Genomic DNA, 21,278 nt, shown 5'->3' with positions numbered 1-21,278 from the left:
TAAGTCAAGATTTAAGCTTCTCCAGAATTAGAAATTCATTTCCATCGACATCTTTAAACATCGCATGAATTCCTAGAATAGATTTTAAAGGATTACGAGAAAATGTGACTCCTCTTGCTTTAAGATTATTGAAGGTGCTCCGAATATCATTAGTTCTAAAAACTATCACGGGCATTGGTTTTAGATCTTTTTTGGAAATTAGTGATTTTGGATATAGATTCATCGAGGAATCTGATGATCTGGGGGCAATCTCAACCCATCTGAAGTTTGATTCCAATAGTAGATCACATATAACTTCAAAGCCTACCTTATCAACCCAAAAATTCAAAGATTCCTGTTGATCTTTTACAAATATAGATGTTGAAGCAATTCCAGTTATCACCATTATATAATTAATTCCCAATCAACCCGCTTCCTTTTAATGTTTCATATTGTATTGAATCGAGAAAATTATTATCAGATGTTCATAAAATCAATTAAATGATTTTATATCCATTCATCTTTCACTATATGATAAATCTTCTTCCTTATATCATCTAGATTAGTCTTTTCAACAATTAGTCCTTGATCTTTTAGTTCTTCTAACCCTGTTTGAACTGTTCTACGCGGTAAATTAGTAATATTAATTAATTCACCTTGTTCCATAGAATTTTTTGTTCGAATAATATAATAAATAAATTTTGTAGCCGGACTACCTTTGGCTATTTTTTTCATACTGGAAATTCCATAACTTGATCGGGATAAAAATCCCCTTCTCTGCGATTCAATGGATATTACGTTCTCCAAATTTGTTTCACCAAGATTTACCCTTTGACCAAATTCTGCAATCATTGCTGACTGTTGAATTTCCAGAGGAGTTTCAAATATGATCTTATTTGGAGATATTTTTGATGTTACTGCACCAACTACATTCCACTTAATATTTCCTTTTTCATCATATATTCCTACAGCGTACCCCAGATTACCCTCAAGGAGAATTTTTTCTGAACCCACTTCTATGGCCTCATTGATTTTAGCGATTGTCTGATCAAATGTGAGTTGCCGGCTCGGATCTTTTTTGCCCACCTTCCAAAGTGCTATGAGATTTTTAGACTTTATTTTGACTGCAATGTGTTTCTTTTTTTCTAGAGATAATTCAATATTATTTTCACCTACTTCAATAATGTCAAACCCCAGTTTTGAGGCATCTTCAATGTATTTATCAAATGATTTTTCCAGCAGTGCGTATTCTGTGAGTGTACTCCCAACGGAAACCAATATGTCATGTTCATGGTAGAAATTTATCCGATCCATCAATTGATCGTTTGAAATCAAAAGGGGTAAAGGACCATAAATTTTTACAATATCGATTAATGGAGAAATTACTTTGAAGTTTGCACTATCAAACCCTTGAAATTTATCTACGATGTACGTAATACCTTCATTTCGCGGCTTCTGCCAATCAATCCTCTTAGTAGACAAATGGTCGAGCATAAGTATCAATAGGAAAAGAGGTATATTGAATTATACCACATTTTAAGACAATTGTTGAAACAAAACATGTTCAAATCACAGAATTGAGTTTTACACTGTGTTTTTATATATGGGAAATCAGATCATAAGCACCTATATTAAATCTAAAAAGAGAATGATAAAGAGAAGAATTCAATGCAGTAATAATCAGGTTATAAAAAAATCATTGAATATTATTCTAAATCAATCAAATTACTTCTATAGATTCTCTAGAATAACCCTTGGTCAACAAAAATTCAGTTACCTTGGATCTATGATCCCCTTGCAATACGATCATGCCATTTTTTGCAGTCCCACCTGTTCCTATAGTCTTTTTTAATTCATGAGCAATTGACTCCATTTTTTCTTGATCGGTAAACCCCTTGATGTTTGTTACCCGTTTACCTCGCTTAATCACGTATAGTTGAACAATTATTTTGATCTCATCTTCATCGAGTTTTTTTAATAAATCATCAAAAGAATTCTCGTCTGCGGCTGCATATTGTTCTATTCTATTTTTTTTAGAACTTACTGGTTTCTCTTTTTTTGTCTCTGATATACTGATTACTATTTAGTGATGATATTTATTTTTTGTTATCTATTACGTGTCTAATGCAGATAAATGATAATTGAATAATGTTGGTATCAGCCCAAACACTAAGGAAACTAATTTTGTGTGAGGATATCAAGAATGAAAAATCAAACTTGTACTGCAATTACCACATAATTTCCTTTTCGTATACTTAGTATGTTTGCTATTTTTGCTTTAATGCCATATTTCTTACTTCTTATTTTTAAAATATCGCTTTTTTCATGAGAATCAACAAAATGTGCTTTACCGAGTACCCATGTTCCCTTTAATACGCCCCTATAATTGCACGGAGCCACTCTCACTACACTATTATTCTTAATTCGTTTAACCTTTCCGGTCTTTTCTCTAGTTACTACGAAAATATTATTATCCTTTAAGACGAACCAAACAGGTGTAATCACGGGATCATTGTTTTTTCTATACGTTTCAAGCTTTAAATAGGATTCATTTTCAAAATGTTGTGTATTTGCAGGCATAACATTTTTGATTGTCTGCAAGTTATAAAGAATGTCATTAGCAAAGATCTATTGGGGTGTGCGAATCATTCTATATTAAAAGGATAAAAAGAATAAGACTGTTGAACTAATAGTATCTAGCTCTAAGAAATTCAAAGTCTAAATAACTAAATAATGAAAATACACTATTTAATTGCCGAATACGAGATACACTATTACTGAACAACGAGGAAATATTAGAATAATCAAGATAAATAGACCAGAGGTTCTTAATGCGATTAATTTTGATTTGGTTACAGAATTAAAGCGCGAAATCGGTTTATGTGAAACCAACGAAAAAATTTCTGCCGTAATATTAACAGGAGAAGGATCTACCGCTTTTAGTGCTGGGGGGGACTTAAACCATGTTATTAAAATGTCACCTAATGAAGCAATTCATTACGCAAATCATGTTCATCAACTATTAAACAATATTGAAGGGTTAGACAAGCCGGTGATTGCTGCAATTAATGGTTTTGCATTAGGGGGTGGATGCCAAATCGCACTAGCCTGTGATATTAGAATTGCATCCGTTAATGCAAAAATAGGGCAACCAGAGGTCAAGATTGGAATTTCACCTGGGTGGGGAGGCACACAAAGATTATCAAGAGTAGTAGGCATCTCGAAAGCAAAAGAATTGATATATACAGGAAAAATAATTGACGCCAACGAAGCATATAAAATAAAACTCGTCAATAAAGTAATTAAATTAAACGACAATGAAAAGCTTCAGGATAGATCTACGACCCAGAACGATGTTTTATTAAAAGAAAAATTAATGCTTGAATGCGTTTCAATTGCAGAATCCATTCATAATAATTTTTCCATGGTGACGAAGACCTGCAAAGTACTAATAAACAAGGCAAGAGATGTAGATATTGATACCGGACTACTCCTCGAATATCTTGCCTTCAAAGAATGTTTTTACAATCTAATAAATAGACGGGATAACCTAAGAGAAAAATAATAATCATTTTCACTTAATAGATACTAATAGGCCATCTTTTATAGCTCTTTTCAATTTTATCGGATGATAAAATAAGGTCTAAATTGCAAACAATCAAGTTAAAAATAGTCGACAGGATAGATTCGAAAATACCAACAATTAGAGAAGAGATAATTTCAAAGAATCCCGAATTATGATCTATGAATGATATCTTTGTTGCTCAACACCATATCATAATCAAGATAGCACGGAATAAATATTGAACTTTTCCATGTTAACATATATACTTATTTTTGTCGAAATTAATATAGATTTCATGCCCTCATTTAATTTTTTCAAGAGAAGAGATAAAGATATTTCAAAATTAAATAATAAAAAGAGTGCTGCTGCTGCTGCTGCTGCAAATTCAACAACACCGACGGTTCAGGCTCCAGACAATAAAATTACTATTGAGGATGCGGTAAAGGAGTTAGAAAAAAGTGAAGGAAGGATAACTAAGACACTCTTGATTAATTTCGAAAAGATATTTGAGGATACGAATCTGGCCTTCCAACACATTAACAATATTGCAGAGGATTTGGACTCAGAAGTCATAACTACGGAAGAACAAAAGCTGATGCCATTAGTGCAGAATACAAAAAACACCATTGTAAGGGCATTAAAACGCGAATCGTCCAACATATTGCCTGTTCCCAAGACCTTTGAAGAGTTTATCAAATTCAGGGATTCCGTTGATGCGTCAATAAACAGGTTTGGCGAAGTTACAAGTTCGCATAGCAGAATCGTCAATACCTTTATGAAAAAACATGCTAATAGTTTAAGGGGAGAATTAAAAAGAATTAGTGATAGTTCTGAAAAATTAAACGATGGATATAAGGAGATAACCGAGGAAAGAAAAATGATAGAAGATTGTCGATCTAACCTCCTAGGGATACATTCCAAAATAGATGAAATTAACAGGGCTATTACTACATTGAAAAATCTTGATGAAAAGATCAGACAACTTGAAGAAGGGAAAGATAGGAAGGAAAAGGAAATTAATTTAATAAAATCATCCTCAGATTATAATAAATGTTTAAAATATCTACAAGAAAAAGAAGAAATTGATAGGAAGAGGATTAAATCAATGAATGATCTCTACGAAATTTCCAATCACTTGACAAAAGCAGCAAATAAGTATTCTTATGGACTATCAAGAGGAACAGTAGAAAAAATAGAAACAATTGTAAATAAACCCGCAGAAATAGTTTCTAAACCAGATATGTCAGAATATATTACATTACTAAAGAATATCAAAGAATCTGTAAACAGTAATAAAATTGTATTAAAAGACTCTAAAAAGGTATTACAATATTTTGATATTCTAATAGATGAACTACCGAAATTTAAAGCAGAGATCAAAGAATTAGATTCAAAAATAGATCGACTAAAAGACAAAGACAAAATAGCAATCCTCGACGATATAAAGAGAAAGGAAGAGGAGAGAAAGGAAGAGGAGAGAATCATCATATCGGAAACTCAAAGGAGGGAGGAAATTACTAAGCAAAAAATAGAGCTTGAGGAACAAATGGTATCGACAATTAGAGATATCGAAGAACAAATCCACAAACTATGTAGAAAGAAGTTTAAAATAATTACACCATCAGAATAACAGTTATCAATTCAATTCAAATCAAATCAAATCAAATAAACTGCATGATTTGGGGAGACTACTAGATGGATAAAATGCTATGAGTATTATAAGTATTATCTGATGTGATAATCATATATTAGTAGAAATAACTATAGTTATATAACGGAAAAATAGAAATTTGGTTTAGATTTCATTGATTTGAGAACCTTTCTATGAGATCCTTATGTTGGGGATACTGAAGTAACAATTTATCCTTACTACCTAACTCAAAATCTTCATAATCAAATCCTGGGGATACGGTACAACCCATCAATGCAAATGATGTCTTATCGTTTATTTCAGCACAAAACCAAGTATCCTTTGTTACTACGTAATGAATATTATCATCGTTTTCAAAACTATTGCCAAGTTGTACTCTTGGACTGATATTCTCGTCGTTAATTATATGAATGGTAACAGGACTACCCAAATAGAAATGCCAAATTTCATCGCTCTTGACTCTATGTATAGCAGAGTATTGAGTTCCGACCAATAAATAATATATTAACGTTGAAGCAGGTCGTATTTTTTTAGTATAAGTTTTCTCTTCAGAAATTTTACTTTCGTGTTTTTTGTCATGAGATTTATCGTTAGATATAATATCAGGAGAACGGTATGATTCTTTAAAATATCCGCCTTCATGGATATGTTTCTCTAATTGTAATTTTTTAATTATAAACTCTGCATTAATCATCAAAAGAACTTCATTCTGCAAATATTAAGAATTACTCTGATAAATTGCATTGTCTTCAGATATCACCATAGTAGGATGGCGGCTTAATGAAAGGATCACCATCCCATTTTATCTTTGAGGATATAGATCTAGGCTTAATTAAATGATATTTTCATAAGATCGACCTACTGACGGACTCTGCTTTTTATGACCAACAAACACCTAGTTTCTGATATTTAATTAAAACAGTTGAAAAAAATAGTTTTATGTTGGAGAATGTTTTCATAGATAAACGTGAATAACAGCATATTTAGCAAGATTTTGGCCCCTGTAGATGGTTCTATAAATTCGATGAAAGCCATTGACTACGCAGTCGACCTAGCTGAAAAATATAAAGGTGAGCTAATAGCGTTGCACGTTTTATATTCACAAACAGGATTTGCTTTTCACAAAGAAACAGTAGCAGGTACCATTACATCAAGTTCATTAAATGATTTGAACCTTGAGGCAAAACAAGAAGCAGAAAAAGGGTTTAAAGAAATAAACAAGAGAGCTGAGAAAATGAATGTACAAATTAAAACTGAAGTCGTGTTTACAGTAATATCAATATTAGAAGGTATCCTAACATATGCAGAGAAGGAAAATATTGATTTAATAATTATCGGATCCAAAGGCAAATCCGGGTGGAAAAAACTAATAGTAGGAAGTGTGGCCTCCGGAATTTCTACCTATGCCCATTGTCCTATCCTGATAGTAAAATAATGTTACCATCAAGTTTTGACAAGTAGTAGAAACATAGAATTTACTTCTTAATATAGTACGATTTAGTTATAATATTATAGCAGATGCAAGAATCATTGATACCATGGCAGTGGTAAGAAAACCAAACATGATAGATGGAATGAATTTATTTAATTTTAACACTTTGTGCAACTTTGATACCATTGAATTATGATTTGATCCAGATAAAACATGATAATAAACTATTAGTGATAGAAATCCACTAAATAGAATGACACTACCATTTGTTGTATAAACCAAATCCTCAAATTGGAAATTTGAATTAAAGCCAAATAGGACAAAACCGCTCGCGATAGAAATAGTAGATGCAAATATCACAAGTCTACGAATCGGTGGCGATATTATAGATAGATTCCCCACTTTGTTTAAGGGTCTAATAATAGTAATAACAATCAAAGTAATACTCCACCATAAAATGGATGTAATTAAATGAATACCTTGAATTAGTATACTGTATTCGCCAATCAAGACAACACAAACTATCTTTTTGATTCAAATTTCTAAATGTTTCTAATATAATCGGTTAGATAATAGTATAGCTGCAGAAATCCTTATATAATTACCGATATTTCACCAGGCTTAAAATTAATCAATATGATTATGTGCTTCATTAAAAAATAGGTAAAATAAGATAGATCCAAGACAATGTTTATTTTAAGTAGAGGAGGCTTATTCGTGTCTACTATGAAATGAAGAATTCACAAGGAAATATTAAATTAGCTGATCTACTCTAAATACCAATTCCTCTTCCTGAAATTTATGGGTAGCTATTCAATTAATTTGCAATAATTTAGCTATTATTACAAGTATCATTATCATTATTAAGGTATTGACTAAAACGAACTATATCCTCTGGAGACAAATTCATCAGTTTATTTTTTCCAAATTCATAATGATCAAAATCATCGAAATTACGGTTATAATTCTTTTTAAAATAATTGACAATAAATGAAGTAGTCTTTTTCCTAAACGATAACAAGAATCGAATATCTTTGATGACTTTATTGGTTAATGGTAATGTTCTCGGACAGATCTCAATTAATACCGAATCAACTTTTGGTGATGGTGAAAAGGATGTACTGGGAACATCAAATAATATACTGATTGAGAATCTATATTGAGACAATATAGTAATAGCCCTATAATTCTTTTCTCCAGGCTTTGAAAGAAGTTTTTCAGCAAATTCGCGTTGTAATAGAATTACCCCCTTTCTAAAATCTCTTTGACATAGCCACGTTATTGCATTTCGACTCTCATAATAAGGCAAACTAGAGAAAAAAACATCAAATTGAATAGCCAGATGTTCATTAAAACCATCCGTATTCAATAATTTTAAATTCGCTTGTGTCAAATTTCTCTTACAACTAGAGTATAGAACAGAATCCAGTTCAAATGAATATACAAATTTTGAAATTTTACATAGTTCTGTAGTAAGTATACCCTTTCCTGTTCCAACCTCGTATATCACATCATCTTTACTGATCCGAGATTCCTGAATTATTTTTTTTACTATATTAGGATCTATCAGAAAATTTTGTCCTAATTTAGTTTTCTTTATCAATGTGATTTGAGAAAAGGTTATGGTTTAACTTTTTAAATGGAATTCTAATGAAATTCTGGGGTGAAAATTATCCCTATTTTCTTACAAAGATATTCATGCGAGTTTCACCAGAAATTTCATCATAGATTCTTTTTGCAATTAATTTTGTTGCATCTCGTAATCCTGTCCTATTTTGTAGATCTGAAAATGATTCGAATTTTCGCTTATCCCTTTCATCCAGTATCGATTTCATGTATGTTTTACCTATCCCCGGGATAAGCTCAAGAGAATGAACCCGAGGAGTCATTGGCTGAGCGGAATTGAAATATTCTATAAATCGTTTTTCATTTACATCTACTATTTTTTCAATTACAATTGGTATTTCATTTTTTGCCGATTGAGAGATGTGATTATAATCAAGTCTACCCAATACACTAATAATTTTCTCCCGTCCATCTTTACCGATATACACGCGTTCACCAATGCTAAATTTTTCATTACTGATTCCTAATAATTCTAATAATGTTAAATGTTCTTCACCTATTGCATGAATGATGACTCCCTCCCTCATTCTTACAATTGATGATTTTCCATTTTGAATATAGTCTAAGATGTAAGCATATTCTTCGAATTTTCGTGGAGAAAAAGTATCACTGTGTCTACTATAATTATCTCTATTTGAATTATACCTTGACAAAATTTGCTTTACCTTTACAATTATATAAGAGATGGCTTTTTATTTAAGTTTCAACTTGTGATTGAAGTTGTTCGTCCCCACTATTCTCATTCTTAGAGAGCAAAATGGATTTTATCCTTTCAAGCTTTTCTGTTACTATTAATTTTTTCCATCCAAATGTAAAAGCCCTTAATTCTTCTATGGACCGTGGCATTACATTGACCAATTCTACAGCCTCTTCATTAGTCAAATCACCTTCAGCCACAAGGCGATCAACCATTTCTTTAGCGGGCTCATAATCAACCTTTGAAAACTTCTTAGAGTAATCAAAGGTCCAACGTTGAATTTGATCCATCTCATCCACAGGGATAGTCTCTAATATTTTTTTTACTTCAGACAAAGTGACGATCTCTCTTTTTATTACTTCGGGCAAATCAAACACACACTTTTTGATTAGTTAGACAACTATTGGTCGAATATGATTAAGTTTTGTTTGCAAGTACTTTGGCTTACTTCCAAACACCACAACGACTTTAACGATGCGTCTGCCAACTTGTTCGATTATTCCAACTTTGCCCTGAAAACGTCTATGAGGCATAGTGTTATGCTCGCTTGGATCTATATCAATTACAACTTTATCACCTGGTTTGTATTCTATAAGCAAATATGATACACCTGTAATCTTGTTAGATTTTGTTAATATCGATCTGGATTTCCTTCTAGTTCCGTGTGATGAGGGCATATAACACACTTGATAAATACCCTAATAAAAATTATTTACAATTAAAATACTATTCCTATATGTACTTTATTTTTTTATAGGATCAGAAATTCCGAATTCCCCTATTGAAAACAAAATTTCACTCTCAGGATGATTTGGTGAATCTACAATTCTAGCAATTCGATTCCTATCGGCCTTTCTCAGAAAAATCCTATATGTGCTAGAATGAGCAAAGATATTTCCTCCAGCAGCTTTAAAAGTATTGCCGGCAAAACCCGACTCTGGTGATGATTGAACCTGATTGGTTAATAAGACTGCGATTTGATGAGCTTGAGCTATCCGCATAATAGTATGAACTAACTTATTCAAACGCTGTTGACGGATTGAAAGCGTAGATAATCCCAGGAATTCTGAGCGATATAAAGAGATAGCAGAATCAAATATCATCAACTTTATATCTTGAGACTCAATTATTCTACTTGACTCAGACAATATTAGTTCCTGATGTGAACTACTGTATGCCTTTGCAACCACAATGTTATCTAGGATTTTGGTTGGGTTTAGATTTCGCGCTCTTGAAATGGCATCAATTCTTTCTGGTCTGAAAGTATTTTCAGTATCAATATAGAGTGCCCCGCCTTTTAGTCCACCTTCCGATTGATCTAGTTGTACCATTACGCAAGCAGTATGACATAATTGCGTTTTCCCGGTTCCGAATTCCCCATAGACTTCGGTAATAGCATTAATTTCAATTCCGCCACCAAGAAGCTTGTCAAAGTTTTTAGAACCAGTAGAAATCCTTCCAATTCTTTTTCGTTTATGATACAACGTTGTAGCTGGGGTAAATCTCTTTTCCATTATTCCAAGATCCTCAAGAAATGTAATAGACTGATTATAGATGAATGTAGAATCATCGATACCAATTCCAATTCGATTAGAAATTTCAAAAGGTCCCTCTATAACTAGATCTTTTATGGACAAAAAGCCTGACTCTTTTAATAACTTTATAATATCATCAGGCAAATTAGGTAATAAATCTAAAGAAAAAGAATCTTTATTCGTTTTAGGATTAAAGAATGGACTAGAGTCGGGACTAAAATTCAAATATACTCTATTTTTATCGAATCCAATATTTCAATAATGCTAATAATTTGGACTAAACAATGTTAAAGGAAATTTAAAAAGATATGCGCACTAGGGCTGATCAAATCTAACTTAAAAAGGATGGATGCAAGAATTCAAACTTATTATCCCAAGCATGATAAAGTCATTGGCTCAATAAATAAACTATATTAATTCTAATTGAAAACGATCTATACTAGATGTGATTATTGATTTAAACTTGAGGGGCAGAAATATCTTGGTAATAGGGGCTGGAATTGAGGGTACAAAGAGGATAAAATCACTGTCTAAACATGATTGTAAAATCATAATAATAAGCGAAACTCTCAACGATTCACTATATGAAATAGAAGGAAAAAATAACCCCATCTTATTAATAAGAAGAAAAATCGAAGATCCCAATATTTTAGACGAGTTTAATGACATTTTTGTAGTTTTTGCTTCTACTAATGATCCATTTTTGAATAAAAAAATTATAGATAAAGCAAAGGAAAAAGGAATACTTTGTTACAGCATTGATAATGCGGCAGCAAGTGATTTCTTTTTTACTTCAATAATAAATATTGATGAAGTAATCCAGGTAGCAATCTCCACTTCGGGCAAAAGCCCCTTGATGAGTAAAATCATTAGAGACAGAATTGAAAATGCTATAAAAAATATAATAGGGAAAAAAGATACAGATAATATTAAAATTCAAGAATTCGCCAGAGAACATGCAAGAAACTATATCGAGAATCAACATGAGAGGAGGAAGTTTTTGTGCAGCGTAGTAGAAGATCAGGAAATTCAAGAATTAATAGCAAAAAATAACATTGATAAGGTCAAAGAAAGAATTATTAATACATTAGATAAATGGGAGGATAATAGAAGCAGATGACGTTATATCTAGGAGTACAATCATCACAATTTGTCAATATAAGAGTCACTTTTAAAAATTCTCCTATCCATATCTTAGAAAAATTTGCTTTTAAAGATATTTTTAATGCTCATCAGAGCCTGTTAAATTCATCTGAGTTGCAAGAATGCATAATTTTACAGACTTGTAATCGTGTTGAAATCTACGGCGTAGGAATAAATCCTCATTATGATAATATAATTAACGCATGGTCCTCTTTGATCAATTTACCAGCAGATCAAGTGAAAAATAATGTGATAGTAAACGACGGAGAAGATGCCTTAAAACATCTAGTGAAATTAACATCCGGTCTTGATTCGTTGGTAGTAGGAGAGGATCAAATTTTGGGTCAAGTCAAAAGATCCCTCGAGTTTTCAAGAAAAAACGGGTTTGCAGGTCATAATCTAAATATTCTATTTGACAAGACAATAAAAATAGGTGGCAGAGTTAGAACTTTAACTGGTATAAACAAAGGCAGCACATCAGTGGGGTCTATGGCAGTAAATTTAGCCTATGAATACTTTGATGATATAAAAGAAAAAGAGATTCTTCTTATTGGTTCTGGAGAAGGAGCTAGTTTAATCGCGAAAGCCCTAAAACAAAGAAATATGAAGTTTTTTGTTACCAGTCGAACTTTTGATAGAGCACGATCATTCGCAGATACTGTCGCGGGTTCTCCCATACCTTTTGAGACGGCATTGGAAAAACTCAATGATGATATAGACATTGTATTCATCTCAACGATTGCACCATACTATTTACTAACATATGACAGAATTGCCAATATGATGAAAAATAGAAATAAAGGATTAATGATTTTTGATTTGTCAAATCCCAGAACAGTAGAAGACAAAATTGCTACTCTAAATAATATTAAATTGGTGAATATCGACCAAATTTCAGAAATCGTAGAAAAGAACGTTGGAAGAAGAAGGAAGGAAATTCAATCAGCAGAAAAGATAATAGATGATGAGATGATAACGATCAAAGAAATTTTAAAAAGAAAGAGTTCCGAACCAGCCATAATAAGCATATTCAAGAATGCAGATTCTATAAGAAATAAAGAGTTCAAAAAAGCCTTATCATTAATTGATAACAGAATAAGTGGTGAGGATATAAAGATACTTGAACAGTTTTCTTATGCATTAGTAGAAGGGATATTATCCACACCTATGAATAATTTACGAAAGGAATTCACAAATAATAGAAACGAAAATGAATTAATAAATTTGGCTCTAAAGTTATTTAATTATGAAAAACCGTAACGTAGATAAATCCAGAAACAGAAACAGAAACAAAAGTATAGATAATGATTTTAAAGAGAACGTAACTTTCATATCAAACAATCATTTTAATTATGAACTTTTTCCAAAAATGCGATTAAGGAGATTGAGAAAAACGGCTGCTATAAGGGAGCTCTTCCAAGAGATACGTTTATCTCCAAAAGACTTTGTTATGCCCTTATTTATTCAGGAGGGAACAAATAAAAATCTAGAAATAGAATCGATGCCAGGAATATTTAGATACTCACCAGATAAAATTTTGGAGGAGATTGATTATATCTCAACTCTTGGAATTAAGGCAATACTTCTCTTTGGGATCCCATTAAAAAAAGATTTAGATGGAAAAAACTCATTCAATGACAAAGGTATTGTTCAAGAAACCATCAAATCTATCAAGAAAAACTTTGGAGACAAACTAGCCATAATTACAGATGTATGTCTATGCCAGTATACATCGCACGGCCATTGTGGAATCATCCAAGGAAAGGAGATAAACAACGATAAATCTCTGGATATATTGTCAAAGACCGCTTTAAGCCACGCAATTGCCGGTGCGGATATAGTAGCACCCTCAGCCATGATGGATGGGCAGGTAAAAACAATAAGGGATATCCTTGATGATAATGGATTCAAGGATACAATGATAATGGGATATTCCGCTAAACAGGCATCATCTTTTTTCTCGCCATTTAGAGACGCAGCACACTCTAGACCGGAATTTGGAAATAGACTTTCATATCAAATGAGTTATCATAATTCAAGGGAAGCGGGTAGAGAAATCAAATCAGACATGGAAGAAGGAGCAGATGTACTAATGATAAAGCCAGCTATACCCAATTTAGACTTAATTTACGCTGCAAATCAAAATACCCTTCATCCTATTGCAGCGTATAGCGTATCTGGAGAATATTCAATGATAAAGGCAGCTACATTGAATAATTGGATGGATGAAAATCTTGCTGTTACCGAATCTTTGACTGCCATTAAACGAGCGGGTGCAAATATAATAATCTCATACTATTCAAAAAAAATGGCAGAAATTTTAAGGAATAGTTAGAGAAAGAAGTATAGTATAGTATGGTATAGATAGTATAGTACAGTCAAAAATATGTAAACATGTATAATATAATATTATAGAAATAGTAGAATTAGAAAAAATTAAGGGACTGGATAGAATACGTGAATGTCTGTATCTCTGCCATCGGCTACGTATACATCCCCTTGCGAATTTAATGCAATTCCAACAGGGTCCTCGATCATTTCATGCAATGCACCTGTATTTCCAAATTGAGTGATATATGTACCATTATTACTAAAAACTTGAATTCTGTTATTATCACTATCTGACACGTATATATTGTTGGAAGGATCTATTGCTAAATCAATAGGTGTTTTAAATTGACCATTGCCTGATCCAAAGGTTCCGAATTTCATCAAATAATTCCCATTCTGGTCGAATTTTTGTACCCTGTTGTTACTAGAATCAGTTACATAAATATTATTATTTGAATCCACGGCTACATCTGATGGATTATTAAATTGACCATCACTGATACCCGGAGACCCAAAACTCATCAATAAATTCCCATTCTGGTCGAATTTTTGTACGTTGTTATTTTCTCCAAAGTCGGTGGCATAAAGATTATTTTCTTTGTCTACGCCTACACCACCAGGGCTGATAAATAATCCAGGGCCAAGGCCAAATGATCCTATAGATTGAATAAAGGTGCCATTGGACGTAAATTCTTTTATTGCATATGTTGGATTTCCAAAGTCAGCAATGTAAACTGAATCATTGGAATTTATTGCAATGCCTGCAGGATTAGTAAAGTACTGAGGCCCATTACCAAAAGTACCAAAACCAAGGATAAAGGTGCCATTAGGAGTAAACTTTTGAATCATGTTGGTTGTGTATCCTGCAAAGTCTGATACATATACGTTATCCTCAGAGTCAACACCAATACCAGATACTTGGTTAAATTGACCTTGAGCAACACCTTTCTCTCCCCACATAGTTTTATGTGCAAATTCTAGGGCATAAGCAGAGAAGTGGTTTGCTGTTAATAACATCACACCTAATACAAGTGTGCTTAAAATAGCAAATAGAACAAGAGTCATCTCGTAATATCAATGATCCATTATTTAAATAGTTTTTTAAAATAAGAAGGAAAAAATAAATAGAAAGTGGACTAGTGAGAGACGTTGTTGTTTATGTCTTTCATCATATGAGGAGGCTTGAGCAAGTCTGGATTAATAGTCACTCCGTAGATAGGTAACTTACCAAAATGATTATCTACACTTTGTGAATCGATATTTAGAGTTATAACATTGTTATTTGATTTTAGTATTGAGGTATGAATATCCGTTGCGGGACCAGCTTGCAAACTTACCGTGGAAGTACCATTATAAAGTGTAGAGTTATTGTCTGGATGAGACACATTAGAAATAACAAAATCTGTTAAGGTATGAGTATGTCTTGCTGTACCGTCAGATTTTATCATTTCAATAGCAGCATTAAAGACATTTGAGGATTGATTATTCTGAACACTTGTATCATTAATTATATTTGACCTCCAGTTTCCAACCATTATCCAATCAATGGCTCCGGATTCATCTTGTGAAAGTCCAGCAATTGGACCAAAAATAAATTTTTCATCTATTAAATGTGGAGGGACAGCCATTACAGGATTTGAAATGAATTCAGTGTATCCAAAACTAGAAACTAATATAGCAGCAAATAATAATGTTAATGTTTTAATAGTCTTCATTGAATAATATGCAAATTTGCCATTATTATCTTTTATGAATTTCTTATCAGAGAATAACCCATAAGATTTGAAGTTTTTTAAGAGGCTTTATTCTGCCGCTTTATACAATTAGTTGATGTTAGGATTCACTTTCACCTTATAGAAATACATAGCAATCCCAATCCCCGACTAGAGGATTATTGATTAGAAATTTAGACAAGTTATTATTGCTCGCGATTGCAGTAGACTCAAGTAAATGATTAGACATATAAGTGTATGACTTTTTATAATAGGTATGAGTTTTTTACAGCAATTAACTTTCATGCTGGCTGTAATACTTGCAACCATATTCATTATTTCACTAGTTTTTAATCAAACAGTGACCTATTACCGTATTCTAGAGAAGGCTAGAAAATTTGGAAAAAAAACCAAAATCAGGAATCAATCTACTAGTTTTTAAATTATATTGTAGATGATTTATGTATACACACTTCTTATATCATAGTCCTCTACCGTATTCGAGTAGATTGAATCAGAAATTAGACGCTTTAGTAAACCAAAATCGTAACTAGATCACAATGAAATCAAAATCAGAACTGGGTTCTGAGCAATTCATAAAATCATCGCATAAATATACCCAGCATTTTGATGGTAGTACTAAAATTTACCCAAAGATTGTCACCAAACATTGATATTCTAATAAGGTTACCAATATTACATGAGTTTCGTTACTGGAATTATAATTACCATAATTGGTGTAATATTGTATGCAGTTTCTAGCATGTTGCCTCCTGGTGCAACTACCATAGCAAGGATTGGTGGAATCATTCTCGCAATAATTGGAATAATAATAATAATATTGGCAGCGGTAGGAATAGCTTTCTTCATAACTCCATTTTAATCACATTATATTTTTTTTGCTTACTTTTACTTCAGGTTAAGATTTAGCTATTAGAGATTAATCCTTTCTTATTGCTGATAAATATGATATTAAAGATGATACAGTCGGCCACTTGATACTTTGTTGATACATATGAGAGAAAAACCAAATACAATTTAAGGAAAAACAGCCCCGTTTTGATCCTTTGAAAATAGGCAAGTAAACAGAAGATCAAACCTATCAACGAATCGCCCACAACTACCAATAAATAGATAATTGAGGATTAATTATGTTTTATAATTACGGCATTGTTTTCGATTATTCAAATAGTAATTAGATAATGTATATCTAGAACATATAACAAATAATTATCATTATACCTCATGACTGATATAACATTTGAGAAATCGCGTATTCTATTTGAAAAATCATCCAAGGTGATTCCAGGAGGAGTTAATAGTCCAGTTAGATATTTTCGACCGCATCCATTTTTTGTTGAATCTGCCAATGGAAGTAAACTATTTACAAATGATGGTAATGTATTAATTGATTATTGCCTAGGTTACGGATCAGTTTTTCTAGGACATGGTAATCAACAAATAGGTTCTGAAATAAAAAGTCAGATAGATAAAGGAAATTTGTTTTGCACACCTACAGAGAAAGAAACTCAGTTAGCAGAAATTTGTTCCGAAATAATTCCCTGTGCTGAAATGGTAAGAATAATGAATACTGGAGCTGAGGCTACAATGCATTCTATTCGCTTAGCAAGAGCATTTACAAGAAAAACAAAGATAATAAAATTTGAGGGCGGCTATCATGGTGCATATGATTATGTTCTTAATAAAGCTGGTTCAGGGGCAGCTGAACAAGAATATTCGGATGGCATACTACCAGAGAGTGCCTCGAAAACTATAAATGTTCCATATAATGATATCGAGTCACTGCAATCGGTGATAGATAATGAACAAAATCACAATGACATAGCCTGTGTGATAGTTGAACCCGTTATGGCTAATACGGGCCTCATTCTTCCTGAAAAAGATTATCTCAATAGTATTCGAAATCTAACTAAACAAAACAATATAGTTTTGATATTTGATGAAGTGGTAACAGGATTTAGACTGGCCTTGGGTGGAGCAAGCGAATTCTTTGGCATAAAACCAGATATTGCCACATTTGCTAAAACTTTGGGAAATGGATATCCCATTTCACTTCTCGCAGGCAGGAAGGAAATATTGTTGGGATTATCTCCCAGCGGGTCGGTATATCAAGCAAGTACATTCGCTGGAAATCCAATTTCAGTAACCGCAGCCCTGAAAACTTTAGAAATCTTAGTTGACGAAAAGAATACAATCTATCCTAAAGTAGCCAGAACTTGTGACAAATTAGTCGAAGCAGTAAGAAACATGATACAAGACAAGAAAATTGACGCTATTGTAAATTCTATTGGCTCTATGTTTCAATTGTTTTTTTCTGATAAAATAATAAGAAATTATTATTCAGTAAAATCATCAAATACTAAGTTATTTATGGATATGTTTAGAATACTACTCTCAAAAGGTATATTTATTCCACCATCCCCATTTGAAACCTGTTTTATTTCAACTCTACATAACGAAGAAGATCTGGAAAAAACATTAGATGCTTATGAAACGGCATTATCCAAGGTGAAAAATCATTAAAGAAATAGTTGCGGCTACAAGAGCAAGTAAATTAGCCACTTATCAAACTCAATTGGTCATTTCATCTTTAATGGAAATCGAACCAAACCTAAAGATTAGAATGGACAAAGTCACCACGAAAGGTGATAAAGATAACAGACCATTTTATGTTATCAATCAAAGTGGAGTATTTGAAAAAGAAGTAAATGAAAGACTACTTCAGTATAAAGCTGATTTTGCAGTACATAGCTTTAAAGACCTTCATGCAGGCATATCAGAGAAGTTAGTAGTTGCATGCATTCCCAAAAGAGAAAGACCTAACGATGTTTTCATAAATAGTATAGATAACCACAAGCTTCATCAATTAGAAACAGGTTCTATAATAGGAACAAGTAGTATTAGAAGAGCAATACAAATTAGAAACAAGTATCCAAAATTAAGGGTCAAGTCAATAAGAGGCAATATAGAAACAAGAATAAACAAATCAAAAGAAAATCAATATTCTGGAATTATCTTAGCAGAAGCAGGAATTGAGAGATTGGGTATGAAAAATCAAATAACACAAAGACTAAGTACTCAAAGCTTTACACCGGTCCCGGGGCAAGGAGCTTTAGCGATTGTTTGTAGAAAAGACGATAAAGATCTCTTGAAAATGCTAAAGCGTATTGAAAACAAGACATCATACAAGGAAATCCAGGCTGAAAGATCCCTTACTGAAAGTATTGGAGCCGGTTGTACAGTCCCAATGGGAGCGTTAGCCACTTTAAAAAATAAGGATAGATTAATGACACTTTTTGCCGTAGTTTATTCCTTAGACGGAAGAAAATCCATTAAAGTAAAGAAACAATATAACGCTGCTTACCCCCGAAAATTGGGCAAGATAGTGGCAGAAGCTTTAATTTCAAAAGGAGCTAAAGAAATAACAAAAGACTGGAATAATACTAGAATGAACATCGATTTACTAGATGAGTTGATAGAATGAAAAATAACGACGGCCTTGGCAAAGTTTACATCTGCGGAGCAGGTCCAGGTGATCCAAAATTATTAACAATAAAGGCATTTGAGTTGATAAAACAAGCTGATGTAATTTTATATGACAGGCTGATAGGAGATGAAATTGTAAAACTATTTCCAGATACATCAGAGAAAGTTTATGTCGGAAGAAATGTTGGGGATCCGACTACGCATCAAGATAAGACCAATAAGTTGATGATAAAATATGCAAAGATGGGGAGAAAAGTATTGAGACTCAAAGGCGGTGACCCTTTTATTTTTGGTAGAGGCGGAGAAGAAGCAGAGATTTTGGTTGAGAACGAAATCTCATTTGAAATCGTTCCTGGAATTACCTCTGGTATCGGAGCAGCTAATTATTCTGGCATACCACTCACACATAGAAGGTATGGTTCATCAGTTGCATTTGTTACTGGTCATGAAGACCCAGATAAGAAAACTCCCGAAGTAAATTGGAACAAATTATTTGAAGCGGTTGATACCGTGGTAATTTATATGGGAACAGAAAAGTTAGAATTAATCATAAATAAAATAAAAGGAGGAAGAATTAGTAATAGAACCCTAGTTGCAATAATCCAAAACGGTACGTTAAAAAATCAGATAGTAATTACCGGCAACCTAGGTAACATAGCAAGTTTAGCAAAAGAACATAATATAAAACCTCCTGCCATAGTCATAATTGGAGATATAGTAAATCTTAACAAGAAAATCAAATGGTATATTTAAGAAGCCGGTGCAAAATATGATTCTAATCAAAAAGAAAGAGATAATCAAATAATTTGGAAAAAATAATTATTGTGATTACAAATGAATCGGTGTTGATGAATGATATCCAAAACCAAAACATTGACCAAGATCATTTAGACAATATTAAATTAATTGCGTTACCTATTATTCATATCAATAAAATCGATTCACAAGAAGTAAAGGAATCTTTTAAAAGGCTCAGTAATGGCTTTTATAACTATTGCATTTTCTTGAGCTCTAATGCAGTTAGAATATTTTTTGATATGGCAAAAAACGAACATAACTATGAAAGAATAATGGATGAGTTAAATAAAACGAATATAATAGCAATTGGACCTAAAACCAAGAAAATACTACAAAACTACGGATTTGAGTCAAAGTTAGGATCTTCTATTACCAATATCAATGATAAGAAATATTCTTCATCAGAAATAATAGAGTTTTTGGAAAACTTGGAAAGAGAATATAAAACAAAGTATCAAAAAGAAATTCCAAAAATTCTGATGCCCCGAAGTGCAGAATCAATAAAGTCTAATAATTATATCAATACGAAATTCAAATACATAATATTAGATCAAGTTTTCTTTTATGAAATAAGTGAAAACAAAAATGTATCAAATTCAGAGAACTGGAAGGAATTATTGCAATTACCTAATCGCATTGAAAAAACTTTTCTGATTTTTACAAGTCCCTCCACTGTAAGATCTTTTTTTAAAATAATGTATACTCAATTCTCTCAAATATCTAATCATAAAAGTCAAAGAGAAGTAATCCAAGCCTTAAATGTAAATAAGGTGATTTCAATAGGGCCCAAGACTTCACTTGAATTAAAGAAAAAAAAAATAGATTATACGGAATCATCTGAATATACAATTAATGGTGCTCTGGAATTGATAATCCGATTGATCAAATAGTGATCTGTTTTAGATGTCGATTATATATGGACTTCCAAAACATAGATAAAAATCTAAAGACTATAAAAAATTATATCAAAATTAATAGCTTGTTTTTTTCCTTTTTCATGGGATAGATCTCAAGTGGTTTTTCTGCAGGCAGGTTCAAAGCACTACCACTTTTTAAATCAAAGGACGATAAATGTAGCGGACAGGTCACAGTTCTTTCAGATTCATTTAGCATCCCTCCTGTCAGGTCAACGTATGCATGAGTGCAAATACGATCTGAGGCACAAAATTCGCCGTTTAGGTTCAATATCATTATTTTTTTATCTTCATAATCAAATTCATCTATTTCTCCTTTCTTTAATTTGAGAAATTGGGAAACATCTATCCATTTTTGTGTGCTAGCCATTTTACAATACCTAATTCA

The 21,278-nt window shown here is 32.4% G+C and carries 25 protein-coding genes; 11 read left to right on the top strand and 14 right to left on the bottom strand.

The features are described from left to right. Positions 1–4: 4 nt before the first annotated feature. The 4 genes from AB0A59_RS02475 to AB0A59_RS02460 all read right to left on the bottom strand — a co-directional run bounded on the left by AB0A59_RS02475 (position 5) and on the right by AB0A59_RS02460 (position 2,559). Positions 5–385, bottom strand: coding sequence for a VOC family protein (locus AB0A59_RS02475; protein WP_458746179.1), 381 nt, complete (start codon positions 383–385; stop codon positions 5–7). A gap of 101 nt (positions 386–486) precedes the next feature. Next, entirely contained in the window at positions 487–1,461 is a 975-nt protein-coding gene (locus AB0A59_RS02470; RefSeq protein WP_458746177.1) for a phosphosulfolactate synthase, read from the bottom strand. A 238-nt stretch (positions 1,462–1,699) separates the two neighbouring features. After that, complete coding sequence (locus tag AB0A59_RS02465; RefSeq protein ID WP_261377866.1) at positions 1,700–1,924, bottom strand: translation initiation factor; 225 nt, start codon at positions 1,922–1,924, stop codon at positions 1,700–1,702. Between the two features lie 266 nt (positions 1,925–2,190). Continuing rightward, entirely contained in the window at positions 2,191–2,559 is a 369-nt protein-coding gene (locus AB0A59_RS02460; RefSeq protein ID WP_458746175.1) for a PPOX class F420-dependent oxidoreductase, read from the bottom strand. 172 nt (positions 2,560–2,731) lie between these two features. On the opposite strand from AB0A59_RS02460, the gene AB0A59_RS02455 reads away from it, so the two are divergent. Together AB0A59_RS02455 and AB0A59_RS02450 are read left to right on the top strand one after the other, a co-directional pair. Further along, on the top strand, positions 2,732–3,544 hold the full coding sequence (locus AB0A59_RS02455; RefSeq protein WP_458746174.1) for an enoyl-CoA hydratase-related protein: 813 nt from the start codon (positions 2,732–2,734) through the stop codon (positions 3,542–3,544). A 295-nt stretch (positions 3,545–3,839) separates the two neighbouring features. Next, positions 3,840–5,174, top strand: coding sequence for a hypothetical protein (locus AB0A59_RS02450; RefSeq protein ID WP_458746173.1), 1,335 nt, complete (start codon positions 3,840–3,842; stop codon positions 5,172–5,174). A gap of 172 nt (positions 5,175–5,346) precedes the next feature. Here the strand turns inward: AB0A59_RS02450 and AB0A59_RS02445 are convergent, their stop codons facing one another. Continuing rightward, entirely contained in the window at positions 5,347–5,889 is a 543-nt protein-coding gene (locus AB0A59_RS02445; protein WP_458746171.1) for a cupin domain-containing protein, read from the bottom strand. A gap of 273 nt (positions 5,890–6,162) precedes the next feature. Here AB0A59_RS02445 and AB0A59_RS02440 point away from each other — a divergent pair, with 273 nt between their 5' ends. Further along, positions 6,163–6,630 (top strand): universal stress protein, encoded by a 468-nt coding sequence (locus tag AB0A59_RS02440; protein WP_458746169.1) that lies wholly within the window; start codon positions 6,163–6,165, stop codon positions 6,628–6,630. A 66-nt stretch (positions 6,631–6,696) separates the two neighbouring features. On the opposite strand, the gene AB0A59_RS02435 is transcribed toward AB0A59_RS02440, so the two are convergent. From AB0A59_RS02435 to radA, 6 genes are all read right to left on the bottom strand, one after another. Continuing rightward, positions 6,697–7,065, bottom strand: coding sequence for a hypothetical protein (locus AB0A59_RS02435; RefSeq protein WP_458746167.1), 369 nt, complete (start codon positions 7,063–7,065; stop codon positions 6,697–6,699). Positions 7,066–7,459: 394 nt separating this feature from the next. After that, complete coding sequence (locus AB0A59_RS02430) at positions 7,460–8,230, bottom strand: ribosomal RNA small subunit methyltransferase A (protein WP_458746165.1); 771 nt, start codon at positions 8,228–8,230, stop codon at positions 7,460–7,462. Between the two features lie 73 nt (positions 8,231–8,303). Continuing rightward, positions 8,304–8,906: a DUF655 domain-containing protein gene (locus tag AB0A59_RS02425; RefSeq protein WP_458746163.1), complete on the bottom strand. Its 603-nt coding sequence runs from the start codon at positions 8,904–8,906 to the stop codon at positions 8,304–8,306. A 43-nt stretch (positions 8,907–8,949) separates the two neighbouring features. Continuing rightward, positions 8,950–9,318, bottom strand: a complete 369-nt coding sequence (locus AB0A59_RS02420; RefSeq protein WP_458746161.1) for an RNA polymerase Rpb4 — start codon at positions 9,316–9,318, stop codon at positions 8,950–8,952. Positions 9,319–9,342: 24 nt separating this feature from the next. Continuing rightward, positions 9,343–9,627 carry a 50S ribosomal protein L21 gene (locus AB0A59_RS02415; RefSeq protein ID WP_458746159.1) on the bottom strand — a complete coding sequence of 95 codons (285 nt, stop codon included), beginning with the start codon at positions 9,625–9,627 and terminating at the stop codon, positions 9,343–9,345. 66 nt (positions 9,628–9,693) lie between these two features. Beyond that, on the bottom strand, positions 9,694–10,710 hold the full coding sequence (gene radA / locus AB0A59_RS02410; RefSeq protein WP_458746157.1) for a DNA repair and recombination protein RadA: 1,017 nt from the start codon (positions 10,708–10,710) through the stop codon (positions 9,694–9,696). Between the two features lie 220 nt (positions 10,711–10,930). On the opposite strand from radA, the gene AB0A59_RS02405 reads away from it, so the two are divergent. The 3 genes from AB0A59_RS02405 (at position 10,931) to hemB (ending at position 13,963) form a co-directional block, all read left to right on the top strand. Continuing rightward, complete coding sequence (locus AB0A59_RS02405) at positions 10,931–11,605, top strand: precorrin-2 dehydrogenase/sirohydrochlorin ferrochelatase family protein (RefSeq protein ID WP_458746155.1); 675 nt, start codon at positions 10,931–10,933, stop codon at positions 11,603–11,605. Beyond that, entirely contained in the window at positions 11,602–12,888 is a 1,287-nt protein-coding gene (hemA, locus tag AB0A59_RS02400) for a glutamyl-tRNA reductase (RefSeq protein WP_458746154.1), read from the top strand. The genes AB0A59_RS02405 and hemA overlap by 4 nt, the downstream gene beginning before the upstream one ends. Positions 12,889–12,997: 109 nt before the next feature. Further along, positions 12,998–13,963: a porphobilinogen synthase gene (hemB, locus tag AB0A59_RS02395; RefSeq protein WP_458747537.1), complete on the top strand. Its 966-nt coding sequence runs from the start codon at positions 12,998–13,000 to the stop codon at positions 13,961–13,963. A gap of 101 nt (positions 13,964–14,064) precedes the next feature. On the opposite strand, the gene AB0A59_RS02390 is transcribed toward hemB, so the two are convergent. Together AB0A59_RS02390 and AB0A59_RS02385 are read right to left on the bottom strand one after the other, a co-directional pair. Next, positions 14,065–15,024: a 6-bladed beta-propeller gene (locus AB0A59_RS02390; RefSeq protein WP_458746152.1), complete on the bottom strand. Its 960-nt coding sequence runs from the start codon at positions 15,022–15,024 to the stop codon at positions 14,065–14,067. A 71-nt stretch (positions 15,025–15,095) separates the two neighbouring features. Beyond that, on the bottom strand, positions 15,096–15,674 hold the full coding sequence (locus AB0A59_RS02385) for a hypothetical protein (RefSeq protein ID WP_458746151.1): 579 nt from the start codon (positions 15,672–15,674) through the stop codon (positions 15,096–15,098). 697 nt (positions 15,675–16,371) lie between these two features. Here AB0A59_RS02385 and AB0A59_RS02380 point away from each other — a divergent pair. The 5 genes from AB0A59_RS02380 (at position 16,372) to AB0A59_RS02360 (ending at position 20,866) form a co-directional block, all read left to right on the top strand. Continuing rightward, on the top strand, positions 16,372–16,554 hold the full coding sequence (locus tag AB0A59_RS02380) for a hypothetical protein (protein ID WP_458746149.1): 183 nt from the start codon (positions 16,372–16,374) through the stop codon (positions 16,552–16,554). Positions 16,555–16,916: 362 nt separating this feature from the next. After that, the gene (locus AB0A59_RS02375) at positions 16,917–18,215 is read left to right on the top strand and encodes an aspartate aminotransferase family protein (RefSeq protein ID WP_458746147.1); all 1,299 of its coding nucleotides are present in this window, start codon (positions 16,917–16,919) and stop codon (positions 18,213–18,215) included. After that, positions 18,208–19,176, top strand: a complete 969-nt coding sequence (hemC, locus tag AB0A59_RS02370) for a hydroxymethylbilane synthase (RefSeq protein ID WP_458747536.1) — start codon at positions 18,208–18,210, stop codon at positions 19,174–19,176. The genes AB0A59_RS02375 and hemC overlap by 8 nt, the downstream gene beginning before the upstream one ends. Continuing rightward, on the top strand, positions 19,173–19,931 hold the full coding sequence (gene cobA / locus AB0A59_RS02365; RefSeq protein WP_458746145.1) for a uroporphyrinogen-III C-methyltransferase: 759 nt from the start codon (positions 19,173–19,175) through the stop codon (positions 19,929–19,931). The genes hemC and cobA overlap by 4 nt, the downstream gene beginning before the upstream one ends. 53 nt (positions 19,932–19,984) lie before the next feature. Then, positions 19,985–20,866 carry a uroporphyrinogen-III synthase gene (locus tag AB0A59_RS02360; RefSeq protein ID WP_458746143.1) on the top strand — a complete coding sequence of 294 codons (882 nt, stop codon included), beginning with the start codon at positions 19,985–19,987 and terminating at the stop codon, positions 20,864–20,866. 70 nt (positions 20,867–20,936) lie between these two features. Here the strand turns inward: AB0A59_RS02360 and AB0A59_RS02355 are convergent, their stop codons facing one another. After that, complete coding sequence (locus AB0A59_RS02355; protein WP_458746141.1) at positions 20,937–21,260, bottom strand: Rieske 2Fe-2S domain-containing protein; 324 nt, start codon at positions 21,258–21,260, stop codon at positions 20,937–20,939. Between the last annotated feature and the right edge of the window lie 18 nt (positions 21,261–21,278).

Source organism: Candidatus Nitrosocosmicus sp. T (genome assembly GCF_054408485.1).
The sequence above is the reverse complement of the archived record's forward strand: the minus strand, read 5'-3'. Positions and strand labels throughout refer to the sequence as shown.